This is a genomic window from Mesorhizobium sp. C395A, assembly GCF_030323205.1.
Classification (GTDB): Bacteria; Pseudomonadota; Alphaproteobacteria; order Rhizobiales; family Rhizobiaceae; genus Mesorhizobium.
In genome coordinates this window covers 2,122,408-2,138,035 of record NZ_CP100473.1, presented here as the reverse complement: position 1 = coordinate 2,138,035, position 15,628 = coordinate 2,122,408, and the positions used below count along the sequence as shown (strand labels likewise).

Below are 15,628 nucleotides of genomic sequence, written 5' to 3'. Positions count from 1 at the left end.
GGGAGTGTCTTGATGGGTGCGCTGCCGGCGGTGCTTGAGCCCGGCTGCCGAAGCCCATAAGAAGGACGAAAGACCGAGGAAACGCCTTCGATGTTCACGAAAATCCTGATCGCCAATCGCGGCGAGATTGCTTGCCGCGTCATCAAGACGGCGCGCAGGATGGGGATTGCCACCGTAGCGGTCTATTCCGACGCCGATCGCGACGCCCTGCACGTCGAAATGGCCGACGAAGCCGTGCATATCGGGCCATCGCCTGCCGCGCAAAGCTATCTTCTGCCTGAAAAGATCATCGCTGCCTGCAAGGAGACGGGCGCGCAGGCCGTGCATCCCGGCTACGGTTTTCTGTCGGAGCGGGCCGCCTTCTGCGAAGCGCTTGAGGCTGAGGGCATTGTCTTCATCGGTCCGAAACCCAAGGCTATCAAGGCGATGGGCGACAAGATCGAATCGAAGAAGTTCGCCAAGGCCGCTGAGGTGTCGACGGTTCCCGGCTGGCTTGGTGTCATCGAAAATGCCGACCATGCCGAAAAGATCGCCGGCGAGATCGGTTATCCCGTGATGATCAAGGCCTCGGCCGGCGGCGGCGGTAAAGGCATGCGCATTGCCTGGAGCCAGTCGGAAGTGCGCGACGGCTTCGACCGGGCGCGCTCGGAGGCGAAAAGCTCGTTCGGCGACGACCGCGTCTTCATCGAAAAGTTCGTCGTCGATCCGCGTCATATCGAAATCCAGGTGCTGGCCGACGCGCATGGCACCGCCCTCTATCTCGGCGAGCGCGAATGCTCGATCCAGCGCCGGAACCAGAAGGTTGCGGAGGAGGCGCCGTCGCCATTCCTCGATGCCAGGACGCGCAAGGCCATGGGCGAGCAGGCCGTGGCGCTGGCCAAGGCGGTCGATTACCAGAGCGCCGGCACCGTCGAGTTCATCGTCGATGCTGAAAAGAACTTCTATTTCCTTGAAATGAATACACGATTGCAGGTCGAGCATCCGGTGACGGAGCTTGTTACCGGCATCGACCTAGTCGAGCAGATGATCCGTGTCGCCGCCGGCGAGAAGCTGGCGATCGAGCAGAGCGACGTCAAGCTGAACGGCTGGGCGGTGGAAAGCCGGCTCTATGCCGAGGATCCCTATCGCAATTTCCTGCCCTCGATCGGCCGTTTGACGCGCTACCGGCCGCCAGAGGAGGGCACGTTCGGCGACATCGTCATCCGCAACGACACCGGCGTCACCGAAGGTTCCGAGATTTCGATGTTCTATGACCCGATGGTGGCAAAACTCTGCACATGGGCGCCGACACGGCTGGCGGCAATCGACGCCATGTCGGAAGCGCTGGACAGTTTCGTCGTCGACGGCATCGAGCACAACATTCCATTCCTGGCGGCGCTGATGCAGCATCCGCGCTGGCGCGAGGGGCGGATATCGACGGGCTTCATCGCCGAGGAATATCCTGACGGCTTCGCGCCGATCGTGCCCAATGGCGATGAAAAGGCAGTGCTGGCGGCGATCGCCACCGCGGTCGAGCTTCTGCGCCGCGACCGGCTCGACCGGCTGGGCGGGCGGCTGGCGCCGCATTCGGGCGCACTCAAGCGCGATTGGGTGGTGAAGCTCGGCGACGACTATCTCCAGGCTTCGATCATCGAGGGCATGATCTCCATTCCGATGGAAATCGATCTGTCGGTCGATGGCGGCAAAGCGCTGACGGTGGCGTCCGACTGGCGGCCGGGCGACCTCATCTGGCGCGGCACTGTCGGTGCCCGCAAGGTCACGGCGCAGATCAGGCCGGCGCCGAACGGCCTGCGCATTGCCTGGAAAGGCATGTCGGTGAGGGCACGCGCCATGCTGCCGCGCACGGCTGAACTGGAAAGGCTGATGCCGGAGAAGGTGGCGCCGGACACGTCCAAGATGCTGCTTTGCCCGATGCCGGGCCTGGTCGTGTCGATCGCGGTTGCCGAGGGGCAGGAGGTCAAGGCCGGCGAGACGCTGGCCGTGGTCGAGGCGATGAAGATGGAAAACGTGCTGCGCGCCGACCGCGATCTTGTCGTGTCGAAGCTCAACGCCAAGCCGGGTGACAGCCTGGCTGTGGATGCGGTGATCATGGAGTTCGCCTAGAGATTGTTTGGAAATTCTACTCCGGCGGCCATCTGAAGGCGGTTTCTGCGCTTCCCGTGCTCACGGACCAATGGCCGCTGCGCTCCGGTTCTCGAAACCACCATCATATGACTCGCCAGAGCGAATTTCAGAAACAATCTCTGAGCCGTGCGGCTGGGTACGGAAGCCTGTGGTCGGTGGTCATTTGTGCTGGACTGGCATCGCCCGGTCCGGGACAATACATCTCCATCGACTCAAAGCCCTTCGAGCAATTTGAAACATCATGGCGGATGACAAACTTCCACGCGATCCCCTGAGGCGCGAAGCAGCGCTCGCTGCTGCGCGCCCGGAGGCGCCGGCGCGGCCGTTCATCCATCTGCGCGTGCATTCGGCGTATTCGCTGCTCGAGGGCGCCTTGCAGGTCGCCGCCGTTGTCGGTCATGCCGTCAAGGACGAGTGCCCGGCAATCGCAGTCACCGACACAAACAATCTGTTCGGCGCGCTGGAATTTGCCCAGAAGGCGGTGAAGGAAGGCATCCAGCCGATCATCGGCTGCCAGATCGATCTCGCCTTTTCCGGCGAGACGAGCGACGCACAGCGCGACCGCCGCCGCCACGGGCCGGAGATGAACGCCGTGGTGCTGCTCGCCGCCACCGAGGTTGGCTATAGCAACCTGGTCAGGCTGGTCAGCCAGGTCTATCTGGAGACGCCGCCGGGCGAGCCCGTGCATCTGACGTCAGCAATGCTGGAAGGCCATAGCGATGGCCTGATCTGCCTCAGCGGCGGGCCGCGCGGCCCGATCGGCCGGGCGCTGAAGGAGGATCGCCGAGATCTTGCCGAGACGCGGCTTTTGGCACTCAAGGCGCTGTTCGGCGACCGGCTCTATGTCGAACTGGACCGTGTTTCCGGTTATGACCGCGCTATCGAGAAATCATCGGTCGACCTTGCCTATATCCATGATCTGCCGCTGGTCGCCACCAATGAGGCGTTCTTCGCCGCCCGCGACGACTATGAAGCGCATGACGCGCTGATCGCCATTGCCGAAGGGTCCGTCGTTGCCGCCGACAACCGCCGCCGCCTGACATCGGACAATTTCCTGCGCAGCCAGGCCGATATGGCGCGGCTGTTCGCCGACCTGCCGGAAGCGATCGACAACACCGTCGAGATCGCGCTGCGCTGTTCCTACTATCCCAAGACCCGCAATCCGATCCTGCCACGCTTTACCGGCGGCGATGTCGCCGACAATGAGGTGGCGCTGAAAGCGGAGGCCGATGAACTGCGCCGGCAGGCCCATGAAGGTCTCGACGCCCGGCTGGCGGCGCATGGACCCACCGCCGGCTACACGGTCGAACAATACCGCGAGCGGCTCGATTTCGAGCTCTCCATCATCGAGAAGATGAAATTTCCCGGTTACTTCCTGATCGTGGCCGACTTCATCAAATGGGCGAAGGCGCAAGGCATTCCGGTCGGGCCGGGCCGTGGTTCGGGCGCCGGATCGCTGGTCGCTTACTCCACCACCATCACCGATATCGATCCGCTGCGCTTCTCGCTGCTGTTCGAGCGCTTCCTCAATCCGGACCGCGTGTCGATGCCCGACTTCGACATCGACTTCTGCCAGGATCGGCGCGAAGAGGTCATCCGCTACGTCCAGCAGAAATATGGCCGCGACCAGGTGGGACAAATCATCACCTTCGGTACGCTGCAGGCGCGCGCGGTGCTGCGCGACGTCGGCCGCGTGCTGCAAATGCCTTACGGCCAAGTCGACAAGCTCTCCAAAATGGTGCCGCAGAACCCGGCCAATCCGGTCAAGCTGGCGGATGCCATCGCCAACGAGCCGCGCTTTGCCGAGGAGGCCGAGAAGGAGCCGATCGTGCAGACGCTGCTCGATATGGCGCAAAAGCTGGAAGGGCTCTACCGCCACGCTTCGACGCACGCCGCCGGCATCGTCATCGGCGACCGGCCCTTGTCGGAACTGGTGCCGATGTACCGCGATCCGCGCTCCGACATGCCGGTCACCCAGTTCAACATGAAATATGTCGAGCAGGCCGGGCTCGTAAAATTCGACTTCCTCGGCCTGAAGACGCTGACGGTGCTGGAGACGGCGGTGAAGCTGATCCGCCGGCGCGGCATCGAGATCGACCTGGCGACGATCCCGCTCGACGATCCTGAAACCTACGCCATGCTGTCGCGCGGCGAAGTGGTCGGTGTGTTCCAGGTGGAAAGTGCCGGCATGCGCAAGGCGCTGATCGGCATGCGGCCCGACTGCATCGAGGACATCATCGCGCTGGTGGCGCTCTACCGTCCCGGCCCGATGGAGAACATCCCGACCTACAACGCCAGAAAGCATGGCGAAGAGGAGATGGCATCGATCCATCCCAAGATCGACCATCTGGTGAAGGAGACGCAAGGCGTCATCGTCTACCAGGAACAGGTGATGCAGATCGCGCAGGAACTGTCGGGCTATTCGCTCGGCGAAGCCGATCTGCTGCGTCGCGCGATGGGCAAGAAGATCCGCGCCGAAATGGACAAGCAGCGCGAGCGTTTCGTCACCGGTGCGGTCGAACGCGGCGTCGGCAAGCCGCAGGCCGACTTCATCTTCGACCTTCTGGCCAAGTTCGCCGACTACGGCTTCAACAAATCGCACGCGGCCGCCTACGCCGTCGTGTCCTACCAGACCGCCTATCTCAAGGCGCATTACCCCGTCGAGTTCCTGGCGGCGTCGATGACGCTCGACATGGGCAATACCGACAAACTCGCCGATTTCCGCCAGGATGCGCTGCGTCTCGGCATCGAGGTGGTGGCGCCGTCGGTGATGACCAGCTTCCGCAATTTCGAGGTCGGCGAGAACCGCATTTACTATTCGCTGGCGGCCCTCAAGGGCGTCGGCGACGCTGCGGTCGAGCACATCGTCGCCATGCGCGGCGAAAAGCCGTTCAAGAATCTCGCCGATTTCTGTGAAAGGGTCGATCCCAAGATCGTCGGCAAGCGCGTCTTCGAAAGCCTGATCATGGCCGGCGCGCTCGACTGCTTCGGCCACGACCGCGCCCAGATGATGGCCGGCGTCGAACGGATGATGGGGCTGGCTTCTCTGGCGCAGCAGAATGCCATTTCGGGCCAGCACGACATTTTCGGCGCGTCGCTCGGCGCGCAGCAGCAGGCGCTCAATTTGCCGCAGACCGATCCGTGGCTTGCCGCCGACCGGCTGCACCGCGAATTCCAGGTCGTCGGCTTCTATCTTTCGGCGCATCCGCTCGACGAGTACAAGGCGGCCCTGCAGAAGATGCGCGTGCAAAACTGGGGCGAGTTCTCGGCTGCGGTCAAACGCGGTGCCGCCGCGGGCCGGCTCGCCGGCACCGTCACCACCAAGCAGGAGCGCAAGACCCGAACCGGCAACAAGATGGGCGTCATCGCCTTTTCCGACACATCTGGCCAATATGAAGCCGTGCTGTTTTCGGAAGGGTTGGCGCAGTATCGCGATCTGCTCGAGCCCGGACGTTCGGTGGTGATCACCGTTTCGGCCGAGGATAGGCCCGAAGGGGTCAATCTGCGCATCCAGACGGTGCAGTCGCTGGAGGATGAGGCCAGCCGTATCCAGAAGGCGCTGCGCATCTTCGTTCGAAATGACGGGCCTGCGTCGGCGATTCAATCGCAGCTTACCCAGCGTGGGGAAAGTCAGGTAAGCATTATCGTCATCAAAGAAGAGGCGCAGGGCGAGATCGAGATCGAATTGCCCAACCGCTACCGCATCTCGCCGCAGATCGCGTCGGCCATGCGCGCGGTGCCGGGTGTGGTCGAAGTCGAGCTCGTCTAGGCTGCGCTGATATACACGGCAATCGCATCGACGTCGGCCAGTGCATCACGGCCTAAAGATGCTCTGGGCCTGACATTGCAGCCGATAGGGCCAGCGTGCGGGGCGTGGTTGACCTGACCTTCCTTTGAACCACATGCGTTGAGCAGAAACTTCACAGGAACGCACAATCATGCCCAGCCGCGAACGCGTCGAAGCCTTCCTCAAGGAGGTGGTCGAAGGCAGCCACGTCAAAGCGATCGCCGACTTCTACCATGACGATGCCACCATGCAGGAAAATCTCGGCGTCCCGCGGCGCGGCAATGAAACACTGATGGCGCATGAGCAGGCAGCACTCGACCGGATCGAGAAGATGCACACCCATCCTGTCCAGACATTCCTGGTCGATGGCGACAATGTCGCCATCCGCTGGACCTTCGACCGTGTCGACAAGGCCGGCACCGTGCGCCGGCTGGAAGAGGTGGCCCTGCAGCGCTGGCGTGGTGACCGGATTGCGGAGGAGCGGTTCGTCTACGACACCGCCTCGGCCTGGCGCCTCGTCGGGCCGGACGGCAAGGTGGTGGAGGGCTGAGGATCACCGGGGCCATTAGATCATGATGAGATTCGGTTGAAATCTCATCATGATCTAACCCTTTGTTGGAGCATGATCTTTTCCAAAAACCGGCACCCACTTTTTGGGATCATGCTCTAGACGGCCCCGGCTGGGACAGTTACGCACTTGGTGATGAAAGCAGCCGAGAAGGACGGATTGCAGCAAAGCTCAGCGATGGCGCGGCTGCGTGACCGGCTGCGCAAGCTCTATCACGGACGCACGCCGGCGGCGTTCCGGTTTCAGCTGGTGGCGGTCATCATCGACCTCGCCATCATCGCCTTCTTCGTTGCCACGCCGGTGCTCCAGGACAAGCCGTCATTCCTGTGGCTCGACTATACCGTCGCCGCATTGGTCGCCGCCGACCTGATTGCCCGGCTGTTAGCCTCCAACGACATGCTGCGGCTGATGAAACAGCCGACATCCTGGGTCGATGTCTTCATCCTTCTGACGCTGCTGATGCCGACGGCGCTGGCAAATCTGGCGTTCCTGCGCATCCTGCGGCTGTGGTCGCTGTCGCGCAGCGGGTCGCTGTGGCGGCATTTCGAAATGCGTGGCTTGAGGCCCTGGCGCGAGGCGGGCCACGCGGTCATCAACCTGTTGACGTTCCTGTTCGTCATCACCGGCTTCGTCTACACCTTCTTCTTCCGCACCGGCGCCGGCCTCGAAAACTACATTGATGCGCTGTATTTCACCGTTGCCACGGTGACGACGACCGGTTTCGGCGACATCGTGCTGCCGGGGATCGCCGGCAAGCTGACCGCGATCGCCACCATGATCATCGGCATCTCGCTGTTCGTCAGACTGGCGACGGCGATTTTTCGACCCGCCAAGGTGTTCTTTCCCTGTCCGCAGTGCGGACTGCAACGGCATGAGCCGGACGCCGTGCACTGCAAGGCCTGCGGGCATCTTCTCAACATACCGGATGAGGGGAATTGACCGACCGCTACGAGGCCGCGACCTCGGCCTGCTTTGGCGCCTTGCGCTGCAGGTTGAGCAGGTTGCCCATCAGGATCAGCAGGGCGCCGCCGGCTGTAAAGATGTCGATCTGTTCGCGGTAGAGCAGCCAGCCGATCAGCGCCGACAGCGGCACGCGCAGGAAATCCATCGGTGAAATCACCGTAGCGTCGGCATAGGTGAGGGCACGCGCCATGCAGAAATGCGACGACATGCCGGTGAAGGCAATCAGCAGGATCCATGGCCAGAGTTCGAGCGGTGGGTTGCGCCATTCATAAAGCGCCGGGATCAGGCCGACCACCGACTGGATGATCAGCATCCAGAAGATGATGCGCACGACACTGTCCGTGCGGGTCAGCGACTTGACCAACACCACCGATACGCCAAAGCACACGGCCGCGCCGAGAACGACGAGGTGACCCGGATCCATGGAGCCGACGCCGGGGCGAACGATGACCACCACGCCGATCAGGCCAAGCACGACCGCCGCAATTTTCGGGCGGGAGAGCCTTTCGCCAAGAAAGGTCACCGCCAGGATCGCGGTCCAGATCGGCGTGGTGAATTCGATCGATATGAGCACCGCAAGCGGGATCAGCGTCAGCGCATAGAGCCATGCCGCCTGGCCCGTATAGTGGATGACATTGCGAGCGATATGGGCCAACGGGCGCTGCGTGCGCATTGCGGCGAATCCGCCGCTCATCGGCACCAGCGGCAACAGGATGAAGAAGCCGATGACCGAGCGCAGTTCCAGCACCTGGAAGACGTTGAGCTCGGCGGTGGTTGCGCGGCCAGCGACTGACATCGCCAGAAACGAGGCGATCGACAGCGCCATCCAGAACGCGGCTTTCGGGATCGATGGGGAAGGTGCCATAGGCGCTATGTCGCAAGCCGGGACTTCTATCGCAACCGTTAGGCGACGCATTCGACTGGGCCAGACCGTAGCAAAAACAGCCATGCCGGAAGTGGAACCTGACGCAACGGCAGGCGTTGGTTCCGGTATTGGCCAATTGCTTGAGGCATCGTTCTTCAACATCAACGGGGGAGAGATTCCGATGAAATCATTCGCGCGGTTTCTGCTAGCCGGCTGCCTGCTAACTGCAAGCGCCACGGCCGATGCCGACGAGGCGAATTTTCTCAGCTCCTTGCAAGGGAATTTCTCCGGCAAGGGGACAGTCAAGGTCACCACCGACGCACCGACGGTGAATGTGTCCTGCACCTTCAATTCCGACGCGACCTCGAGTTCATTGTCGCTTGACGGCAATTGCCGTGGTCTTGTCGTGGTGACGCGCGCCATCAGCGCCAATCTGAAGGCCCGCGGGGCGAAGTATACTGGCGTCTATGTCGGGTCGCGCACCGGGCCGGCACAGCTCGCCGGCAGCCGTTCCGGGAACGCGATCAGTCTCGGCATTCGCTGGGCGGCGGAGGTCAATGGCGATCGCAAGGCGCGGTTGACGGTGGAGAAAACCAGCGGCGACGGAATGCGGTTGACCGTTACCGACGTCGATCCGAAAACCGGCAAGAGCGTGGTGACGAGCCGCATCGATCTCAAGCGTATCTAAGCCGTCTCACTCCTCGATCGGCTCCGGCGGGTTGGGGTTGCGGCCTTTACCGAAGGTGTAGCCGGTTTCCACCGCCTTCTTGCCGAACTTGTCGCGCAGCGTATCGATGGCGCTTTCGGCCATGGCGCGCTTGCGCGAGCCGACGTCGACGAGATCGGGCGGATCGGCCTTCTCGTCATCCGAGAGATCGCTGACACCGATGCCAAGCAGCCGGTACTTTGTCCCGTCCGCCTCCTTGCGCAACAGCTCGAGCCCGGTCTGGAAAATGCGGTCGGCCAGCCGGGTCGGGTCGCCGAGCTGGCGGTTGCGGGTACGCAGCTTGAAATCCTGCGTCTTCAGCTTCAGCACCACGGTGCGCCCGGCAATGCCTGACTTCTTCAGCCGCGCCGAGACCTTTTCCGACAATCCCCTCAGCACTGGAACCAGTTCGCCCATTTCAGCTATGTCGGTGTCGAAAGTGGTTTCGGCCGACACACTTTTCGCATCCTGGTCGGGATCGACACGGCGGTCGTCCTGGCCGCGCGAGAGATGGTAGAGCCGGGTGCCCATCACGCCATAGCGGCGCATAAGATCGGCGCGCTCCATGCGCTGCAACTGGGCGATGCTGCGGATGCCGTCGCGTTCGAGCGTTGCGGCAAAAGCCTTGCCGACGCCCCAGATCAGCGTCACTGGCTGTTCGGCCAGGAAACCCAGCGCCTCGGCTTCGCCGATCACCGAAAAGCCGCGCGGCTTGCGGAAATCGGAGGCAACCTTGGCCAGGAACTTGCAGTAGGAAAGGCCGGCCGAAACGGTGATGCCGATTTCCTTTTCGACGGTCTGCGCAAAGCGCGCCAGCACCACCGCCGGCGGCATGCCGTGCAGGCGCTCGGTGCCGGCAAGGTCGAGAAACGCCTCATCGATGGAGAGCGGTTCGACCAGCGGCGTGAGCGCCTGCATCAAGGCGCGGACATCGCGGCCGACGCGGACGTATTTCTCCATATTGGGCGGGATGACGACCGCTTCCGGACAGGCTTCGAGCGCCTTGAACATCGGCATTGCCGAGCGTACCCCCTTGATGCGGGCGATGTAGCAGGCGGTGGAGACGACGCCGCGCTTGCCGCCGCCGATGATCAGCGGCTTGTCCTTCAGCGCCGGATTGTCGCGCTTTTCGATCGCCGCATAGAAGGCGTCGCAATCGATATGCGCCAGATGCAGCTGGTAGAGCTCGGAATGGCGGGTGAGTCGAGGGCTGCCGCAACGCTCACAGCGCCTGGTATCGCTGCGCTGAAGGGTCAGGCAGTCGCGGCAAAAACCGTGCTCGGGATTGTTGACAGGGGCCGCCATCGCTGCGAACATAAAGAGAACAGATGCAATGGTACGTCAGGACGGAAGCCGCCACAAGCGGTTAGCCGGGAGAGAACTCATGAGCACCACCATAGCGCCGCTGGCGCCTGACCTATGGGCGGATTTCGAGGATCTTTTCGGCAAGCAGGGCGCCTGTTACGGCTGCTGGTGCACGCATTTCCGGATGGCGCCGGCGGTCCGACGGGCCAGCGACAAGCAGCGCAACAAGGATCATATCAAGGCGCGTATCGAGGCCGGGCCGCCGCCGGGGCTTTTGGCCTTCGAGGACGGCCAGGCGGTCGGCTGGATGCAGATCGGTCCACGCGCCGACGTGCCCGAATGGAACAATCGGGGCCGGGGCTCGGCGCCGGTCGATCCAACCGACGCCGTAGATCCCGGCGTCTGGGCCATCTCCTGCTTCTTCATCCGCGCCAGCGCGCGCGGCCGGGGCGTCAGCCACCGCCTGGTCGAGGGCGGCATCGCTTTTGCCCGCCAGAACAAGGCGCGGCTGGTCGAGGCGTGTCCGATCGACGTGTCGCGCGATTCGCGTTCGATCGGGCTGTTCGTCGGCTCGTCGCGTGTGTTCGAAAAGGCCGGCTTCGAGCGGCTCCTCGAACGCAAGGCCGGCCGGCCGCTGATGCGGCTTGTGCTGTAGGCGGCAGCAATCCATAGGTCTTGTCTTGCGGCTGTGATGGTATTTTCCTACCAGTGGTAGAAGCGGTTTTGACGACTGCAATAAAGTGGAGGATCGATATGAAGCGCGTTTTGCCATTCGCTTTGCTTCTAGCCTGCAGTGCGCCGGCGCTTGGGCAGACGGTCGACAGCGAGGGCGCCAAGCAGCTTACCGACAATCTGGCGCGCTATTTCAGCAAGAAGCCGTTCGAGATCGGATTTCTGAAGGTCTCGGTCGAAGGCGACGCCTACAAGCTCGCATTCGATTTCAAGCCCGTCGTGGAACTCTTGGCAAAACAGGATGGCCTGAAGCTCGATCTCACCCCTTATACGCTGTTGACCAAACCACGCAGCGATGGCGCGTGGGATGTCTCAGGCAATCTGGCGCCGGAAGGGTCGATGGAGTTCAACGGCCCTCAGGGGCCGCAAAGCATGAAGATGTCTATCAAGGGCGGGAAGTTCGTTGGTGTCTACGATCCCGAGTTGGCGGCTTTCAGCAGCGCCACGTCGTCACTTGAAGGCATGAATATGACGTCGCAGGACGCCAGGCAGCGCACGGAGATGAGTTCTGGTGCTGGAACCGCCACAATGAGCGCTACCAAGGGCGCAAATGGCGGTGTCGATTTTAGCATGGTTCAGACGTTTGCCGATTTTGCAGAGGTCATCACGATCGACCACCCCAACAGCGGGCAGAAAATCCCGCTGACGGTCAAGTCGCCCGAATTTTCGGTCGACGCGAAAGGCAAGGGGCTGCGCACGAAGCCTATTCTGGACCTGTTGGCTTTCGCCGTGGCCAATGAGGACGAGGCGAAACTGAAAGCCGATCAGGCGGAGCTCAAGTCGCATCTTCTGACCGCGCTGCCGATATGGGAGCGGATTGATGGGGCTTACAGTCTCAAGGATTTCAGCGTCGGCAGCCCGATCGGCAGTTTCGGCGCAGCAACACTCGGCATCGCCTTCGGCATGGACGGTGTCTCGCGCAACGGGACGATCAGCTACGGGATCAAAGCGTCTGGGCTCTCGATACCGCAAAATCTTGTTCCAGCCTGGAGCGTCGCGCTGTTGCCCACCGACATCGACCTCAATTTCGGTGGGGCCAACATCGATCTCGACACAATGGCCAAGAAGGCTATCGAGGCCTTCGATCTCAACAACAACCCGCCGCTTTCGGCGGATTTCGGCGACGGCGTGAAGAAAGATTTTCTGGCGAACGGCCCCAAGATCCTCATCGGCCACAGCACGGTCAAGGGCGGCGGTGCCGAAATCGGGCTGGAGGGCGATATGACGTTTCCCGATGGCGAGAAGCCCGATGCCAACGTGACGATCGACGTGACCGGCTACGACAAGATCGTGGCAAGCCTGCAGGAGGCGGCGAAGACCGACCCGCAGGCCTCACAGGCTTTTACCGGCGCCTTGGCCATCAAGGGATTTGCCAAGACGCTGCCGGATGGCCGTATCGAATGGGTGATCAACGCCAGGCACGATGGGTCGGTGACGGTCAACGGCGCCATGCTGAAGGGGCCGGATCCGGTCGTGGAAGACAACACCGATCAGGATGCGATCCCTGGCGAGGGCAACAATGGCGGAGCAGGGGCGAAGCTGCAGCCTTGATCGCCAAGCTTGGAGGCGCTTGGGCTTAAAGCCCGAGCGCGCTCGCGATCTTCGGCGCGGCATCGCGCCAGTCCTCGACGGAGATGATGTCGTCGGGCACCGGCGGCATGAAGGCGCGCAGCGAATTGTCGGCCATCAGGTGGAAGAGATGCGCGTCGGCGACGGAATTGCGCGCCGAGATAAGATTGGCGGGCTGGTCGTCGACAAAGGCCACCGGCCGGCCGTTCTTGCCGCGCAGTTTCGCCACCGCCGGTCCCTTGGCCATCTCGGTGGTCAACAGCGGGTAGGGCAGCCCGAGCGCATCGAGATGGGCGCGGCGCGCAGCGCGATGCCGGTGCGGCATGGCGGTCAAAAGGACGATCTCGACGCGGTCGCTGAGGCTGGCAAGCGCTTGTTCGGCACCGTCGGTAACGCTCTGCCAGTCGGCCTGCGTATCGAAGAAATCTCCGAGAAGTGCCGTCACCTCCGGCTGTTCGATCAGCCGGCCGCTCGCCGTTTCGGCAATGTTGCCGGTGAGACGGAAGGAGGCCAGGGTCAGGCCGAAGCCGCGCGATTTCAGGAAATGCGGAAACGGCCGGATGAATTCGAGCACGACATCGTCGACATCGAGGATCAGCAGAGGCCGGTCGTCGGCTGCAAGTTCGGCGATCTGGCGTGCCGTCTCGGGATCGTCGCTCATATCGAATGCTCATGGTCGTCGCCGCCAAGAGGCAGCGCCCGCAACGCCTTGCCGATGGCGGCCGGGGGCGTGTCGGTTTCCTCGGCAAAGCGCAGCAAGGTCGGCTCGTGGGCAAGCATGAACTGCAGCACGCCGGCAAGGAATCCCGGTTCGGCCGCGGCGCGGCGGATGGCGGACGCCTCGATGCCGGTGAGGGCCAGGAAGCGCGGCAGGAGTTCGGGGTCGGCGGCGACGAAGCCCAGTGCCTTCACGGCAATGGTTTCCGCTTCCTCGCGCATTGACGCTGCGTTTGCCATCACTACTTTCTCGTTGCGGAAATGAGTCTCTTTTCCGCAGTAATCGCAAGCGTCGCCTGCGGCAAGCCACAGCCCCGATCCAATGTGGTTTTCGAGGTGGAATCCGAATGGCTTTTGCCGCTTCGGGTTTCCATTTCGTCAATCATATTGCCTTAAGAGTGAGCGAGGGTTTGGTGTGCTTCGACAAGGGCGCATAGCGGCAGGGCTTCGGGCAGAAGCCTGGCCGGGACGGGAAATCGATGCCTAAGAAGGTCATGATCGTCGAGGACAACGAGCTCAATATGAAGCTCTTTCGCGACCTCATCGAAGCCAGCGGTTATGAAACGGTGCGCACGCGCAACGGGCTCGAGGCGCTCGATCTGGCGCGCCAGCACAGGCCCGACCTGATCCTGATGGACATCCAGCTGCCCGAAGTGTCGGGGCTGGAAGTGACGAAATGGCTGAAGGAGGACGACGACCTCCATTCCATTCCGGTCATCGCCGTCACCGCCTTCGCCATGAAGGGCGACGAGGAACGCATTCGCCAGGGCGGTTGCGAGGCCTACATCTCCAAGCCGATCTCGGTGCCGCGTTTCATCGAGACCATCAAATCCTATCTCGGTGATGCCTGATGCCTTCAGCCGGAGCCTTGTGACATGACCGCGCGGATCCTCGTCGTCGACGACATTCCTGCCAATGTCAAACTTCTCGAGGTTCGGCTGCTGGCCGAATATTTCGAGGTGTTGACGGCCTCCAACGGGCCGGACGCGATCGAGACCTGCGAAAACGGCAAGGTCGATGTCGTGCTGCTCGACGTGATGATGCCCGGCATGGACGGGTTCGAGGTCTGCAAGCGGCTGAAAAGCGATCCGGCGACCGCGCATATACCGGTGGTCATGGTGACCGCGCTGGGCCATGTTGCCGACCGGGTGCGCGGCCTCGAGGCAGGCGCCGACGACTTTCTCACCAAGCCGGTCAACGATCTGCAACTGATGACGCGGGTGAAGAGCCTGGTCAGGCTGAAGTCGCTGACCGACGAGCTGCGGCTGCGCGCATCGACCACCCGCAACATCGGCATCGAGGCGCTGTTGAGCCGCAGCTTCGCGTCGGAGGACGCCACGCTGAAGGTGCTGTTGATCGACGAGCGCAAATCGTCGGTTGAGCGCATCCAGAACATGCTGCGCGGCAGCGCCGAGCTCGACATTGCCACCGATCCGCATGCCGGCTTCTTCCAGGCCGCCGAGGCGCCCTATGAGTGCGTGCTGATCTCGACCGGTTTTACCGATTTCGATCCGCTGCGGTTGTGTTCGCAATTGCGTTCGCTCGACCGCACCCGCTTCCTGCCGATCATCCTGATTGCCGACGAAGGCGAGGAGGGCCGCATCATCAGAGGCCTCGAGCTCGGCATCAACGACTATCTGATGCGGCCGATCGACCAGCAGGAGCTGACGGCGCGGCTGCGCACGCAGGTGCGCCGCAAGCGCTACAACGACCAGCTGCGCGCCAGTGTCACCCAGACCATCGAGATGGCGGTGACCGACGCGTTGACCGGGCTGCACAACCGCCGCTACCTCGACAGCCATTTGCAGACGCTGTTCGACCGCGCCGTGGCGCGGCGGCGGCCTCTGTCGGTGATGATCACCGATCTCGACCGCTTCAAGACCGTCAATGACTCGCATGGCCATGATGGCGGCGACGATGTGCTGCGCGAGTTCGCAAGGCGGCTGCGCAAGAACGTCAGGGGCATCGACCTTGCCTGCCGCTTCGGCGGCGAGGAATTCGTCGTTGTGATGCCGGACACGGACGGCACGGTGGCGGAGAAGGTTGCCGAGCGCATTCGCGCCGAAATCGCCCAGCTGCCGTTTGCCATCGGTCCTGACGGCAAGGCGATCGAAGTCACGGTCAGCGTCGGCGTGTCATCGGTTCTGAAGGGCGCGGACACGGTCGCGGCGTTGATGAAACGTGCCGACGTGGCGCTCTACGAAGCCAAAAGTGGCGGCCGCAACCGGGTCGTCGCCAAGGCAGCGTAGGCTAGACCACCGATTATCCAGGCAATCGGACAGGGTTAGGAAT

Annotated in this window: 13 protein-coding genes; 9 read left to right on the top strand and 4 right to left on the bottom strand. The window is 62.6% G+C overall.

Translation table 11 applies throughout. The features are described from left to right. Nucleotides 1-90: 90 nt before the first annotated feature. The 4 genes from NLY37_RS10645 to NLY37_RS10630 all read left to right on the top strand — a co-directional run bounded on the left by NLY37_RS10645 (nt 91) and on the right by NLY37_RS10630 (nt 7,418). Nucleotides 91-2,103, top strand: a complete 2,013-nt coding sequence (locus NLY37_RS10645) for an acetyl-CoA carboxylase biotin carboxylase subunit (RefSeq protein WP_023741466.1) — start codon at nt 91-93, stop codon at nt 2,101-2,103. Between the two features lie 262 nt (nt 2,104-2,365). Continuing rightward, entirely contained in the window at nt 2,366-5,893 is a 3,528-nt protein-coding gene (gene dnaE / locus NLY37_RS10640) for a DNA polymerase III subunit alpha (RefSeq protein ID WP_023741465.1), read from the top strand. Nucleotides 5,894-6,062: 169 nt separating this feature from the next. Further along, nucleotides 6,063-6,461, top strand: coding sequence for a nuclear transport factor 2 family protein (locus NLY37_RS10635; protein ID WP_023741464.1), 399 nt, complete (start codon nt 6,063-6,065; stop codon nt 6,459-6,461). Between the two features lie 153 nt (nt 6,462-6,614). Then, a complete protein-coding gene (locus NLY37_RS10630) occupies nt 6,615-7,418 on the top strand; it encodes a potassium channel family protein (protein WP_023741463.1) in 804 nt (267 codons plus the stop codon). Between the two features lie 7 nt (nt 7,419-7,425). On the opposite strand, the gene NLY37_RS10625 is transcribed toward NLY37_RS10630, so the two are convergent. Then, the gene (locus NLY37_RS10625) at nt 7,426-8,307 is read right to left on the bottom strand and encodes a DMT family transporter (RefSeq protein ID WP_023741462.1); all 882 of its coding nucleotides are present in this window, start codon (nt 8,305-8,307) and stop codon (nt 7,426-7,428) included. A 181-nt stretch (nt 8,308-8,488) separates the two neighbouring features. Here NLY37_RS10625 and NLY37_RS10620 point away from each other — a divergent pair, with 181 nt between their 5' ends. Next, nucleotides 8,489-8,995 (top strand): hypothetical protein, encoded by a 507-nt coding sequence (locus NLY37_RS10620; RefSeq protein ID WP_023741461.1) that lies wholly within the window; start codon nt 8,489-8,491, stop codon nt 8,993-8,995. Between the two features lie 6 nt (nt 8,996-9,001). Here the strand turns inward: NLY37_RS10620 and NLY37_RS10615 are convergent, their stop codons facing one another. Next, complete coding sequence (locus tag NLY37_RS10615) at nt 9,002-10,330, bottom strand: DNA polymerase IV (protein ID WP_023741460.1); 1,329 nt, start codon at nt 10,328-10,330, stop codon at nt 9,002-9,004. A 67-nt stretch (nt 10,331-10,397) separates the two neighbouring features. On the opposite strand from NLY37_RS10615, the gene NLY37_RS10610 reads away from it, so the two are divergent. Both NLY37_RS10610 and NLY37_RS10605 read left to right on the top strand, forming a co-directional pair. Next, nucleotides 10,398-10,973: a GNAT family N-acetyltransferase gene (locus NLY37_RS10610; protein WP_023710630.1), complete on the top strand. Its 576-nt coding sequence runs from the start codon at nt 10,398-10,400 to the stop codon at nt 10,971-10,973. A gap of 98 nt (nt 10,974-11,071) precedes the next feature. After that, the gene (locus NLY37_RS10605; protein ID WP_023741459.1) at nt 11,072-12,601 is read left to right on the top strand and encodes a DUF2125 domain-containing protein; all 1,530 of its coding nucleotides are present in this window, start codon (nt 11,072-11,074) and stop codon (nt 12,599-12,601) included. A 25-nt stretch (nt 12,602-12,626) separates the two neighbouring features. Here NLY37_RS10605 and NLY37_RS10600 read toward each other — a convergent pair whose 3' ends face one another. Both NLY37_RS10600 and NLY37_RS10595 read right to left on the bottom strand, forming a co-directional pair. Beyond that, complete coding sequence (locus tag NLY37_RS10600) at nt 12,627-13,280, bottom strand: hypothetical protein (RefSeq protein ID WP_023741458.1); 654 nt, start codon at nt 13,278-13,280, stop codon at nt 12,627-12,629. Then, the gene (locus NLY37_RS10595) at nt 13,277-13,576 is read right to left on the bottom strand and encodes a DUF3572 domain-containing protein (protein ID WP_023681573.1); all 300 of its coding nucleotides are present in this window, start codon (nt 13,574-13,576) and stop codon (nt 13,277-13,279) included. The genes NLY37_RS10600 and NLY37_RS10595 overlap by 4 nt, the downstream gene beginning before the upstream one ends. 239 nt (nt 13,577-13,815) lie before the next feature. Here NLY37_RS10595 and NLY37_RS10590 point away from each other — a divergent pair, with 239 nt between their 5' ends. Both NLY37_RS10590 and NLY37_RS10585 read left to right on the top strand, forming a co-directional pair. After that, a complete protein-coding gene (locus NLY37_RS10590; RefSeq protein WP_023667574.1) occupies nt 13,816-14,187 on the top strand; it encodes a response regulator in 372 nt (123 codons plus the stop codon). A gap of 24 nt (nt 14,188-14,211) precedes the next feature. Further along, nucleotides 14,212-15,585, top strand: coding sequence for a PleD family two-component system response regulator (locus NLY37_RS10585; RefSeq protein WP_023741457.1), 1,374 nt, complete (start codon nt 14,212-14,214; stop codon nt 15,583-15,585). Nucleotides 15,586-15,628 lie beyond the last annotated feature (43 nt).

What these genes read in the sequence shown, in the direction of transcription:
- NLY37_RS10645 (WP_023741466.1), top strand. Translation starts at nt 91, where the DNA reads ATGTTCACGAAAATCCTGATCGCCAATCGCGGCGAGATTGCTTGCCGC.
- dnaE (WP_023741465.1), top strand. Translation starts at nt 2,366, where the DNA reads ATGGCGGATGACAAACTTCCACGCGATCCCCTGAGGCGCGAAGCAGCG.
- NLY37_RS10635 (WP_023741464.1), top strand. Translation starts at nt 6,063, where the DNA reads ATGCCCAGCCGCGAACGCGTCGAAGCCTTCCTCAAGGAGGTGGTCGAA.
- NLY37_RS10630 (WP_023741463.1), top strand. Translation starts at nt 6,615, where the DNA reads ATGAAAGCAGCCGAGAAGGACGGATTGCAGCAAAGCTCAGCGATGGCG.
- NLY37_RS10625 (WP_023741462.1), bottom strand. Translation starts at nt 8,307, where the DNA reads ATGGCACCTTCCCCATCGATCCCGAAAGCCGCGTTCTGGATGGCGCTG.
- NLY37_RS10620 (WP_023741461.1), top strand. Translation starts at nt 8,489, where the DNA reads ATGAAATCATTCGCGCGGTTTCTGCTAGCCGGCTGCCTGCTAACTGCA.
- NLY37_RS10615 (WP_023741460.1), bottom strand. Translation starts at nt 10,330, where the DNA reads ATGTTCGCAGCGATGGCGGCCCCTGTCAACAATCCCGAGCACGGTTTT.
- NLY37_RS10610 (WP_023710630.1), top strand. Translation starts at nt 10,398, where the DNA reads ATGAGCACCACCATAGCGCCGCTGGCGCCTGACCTATGGGCGGATTTC.
- NLY37_RS10605 (WP_023741459.1), top strand. Translation starts at nt 11,072, where the DNA reads ATGAAGCGCGTTTTGCCATTCGCTTTGCTTCTAGCCTGCAGTGCGCCG.
- NLY37_RS10600 (WP_023741458.1), bottom strand. Translation starts at nt 13,280, where the DNA reads ATGAGCGACGATCCCGAGACGGCACGCCAGATCGCCGAACTTGCAGCC.
- NLY37_RS10595 (WP_023681573.1), bottom strand. Translation starts at nt 13,576, where the DNA reads ATGGCAAACGCAGCGTCAATGCGCGAGGAAGCGGAAACCATTGCCGTG.
- NLY37_RS10590 (WP_023667574.1), top strand. Translation starts at nt 13,816, where the DNA reads ATGCCTAAGAAGGTCATGATCGTCGAGGACAACGAGCTCAATATGAAG.
- NLY37_RS10585 (WP_023741457.1), top strand. Translation starts at nt 14,212, where the DNA reads ATGACCGCGCGGATCCTCGTCGTCGACGACATTCCTGCCAATGTCAAA.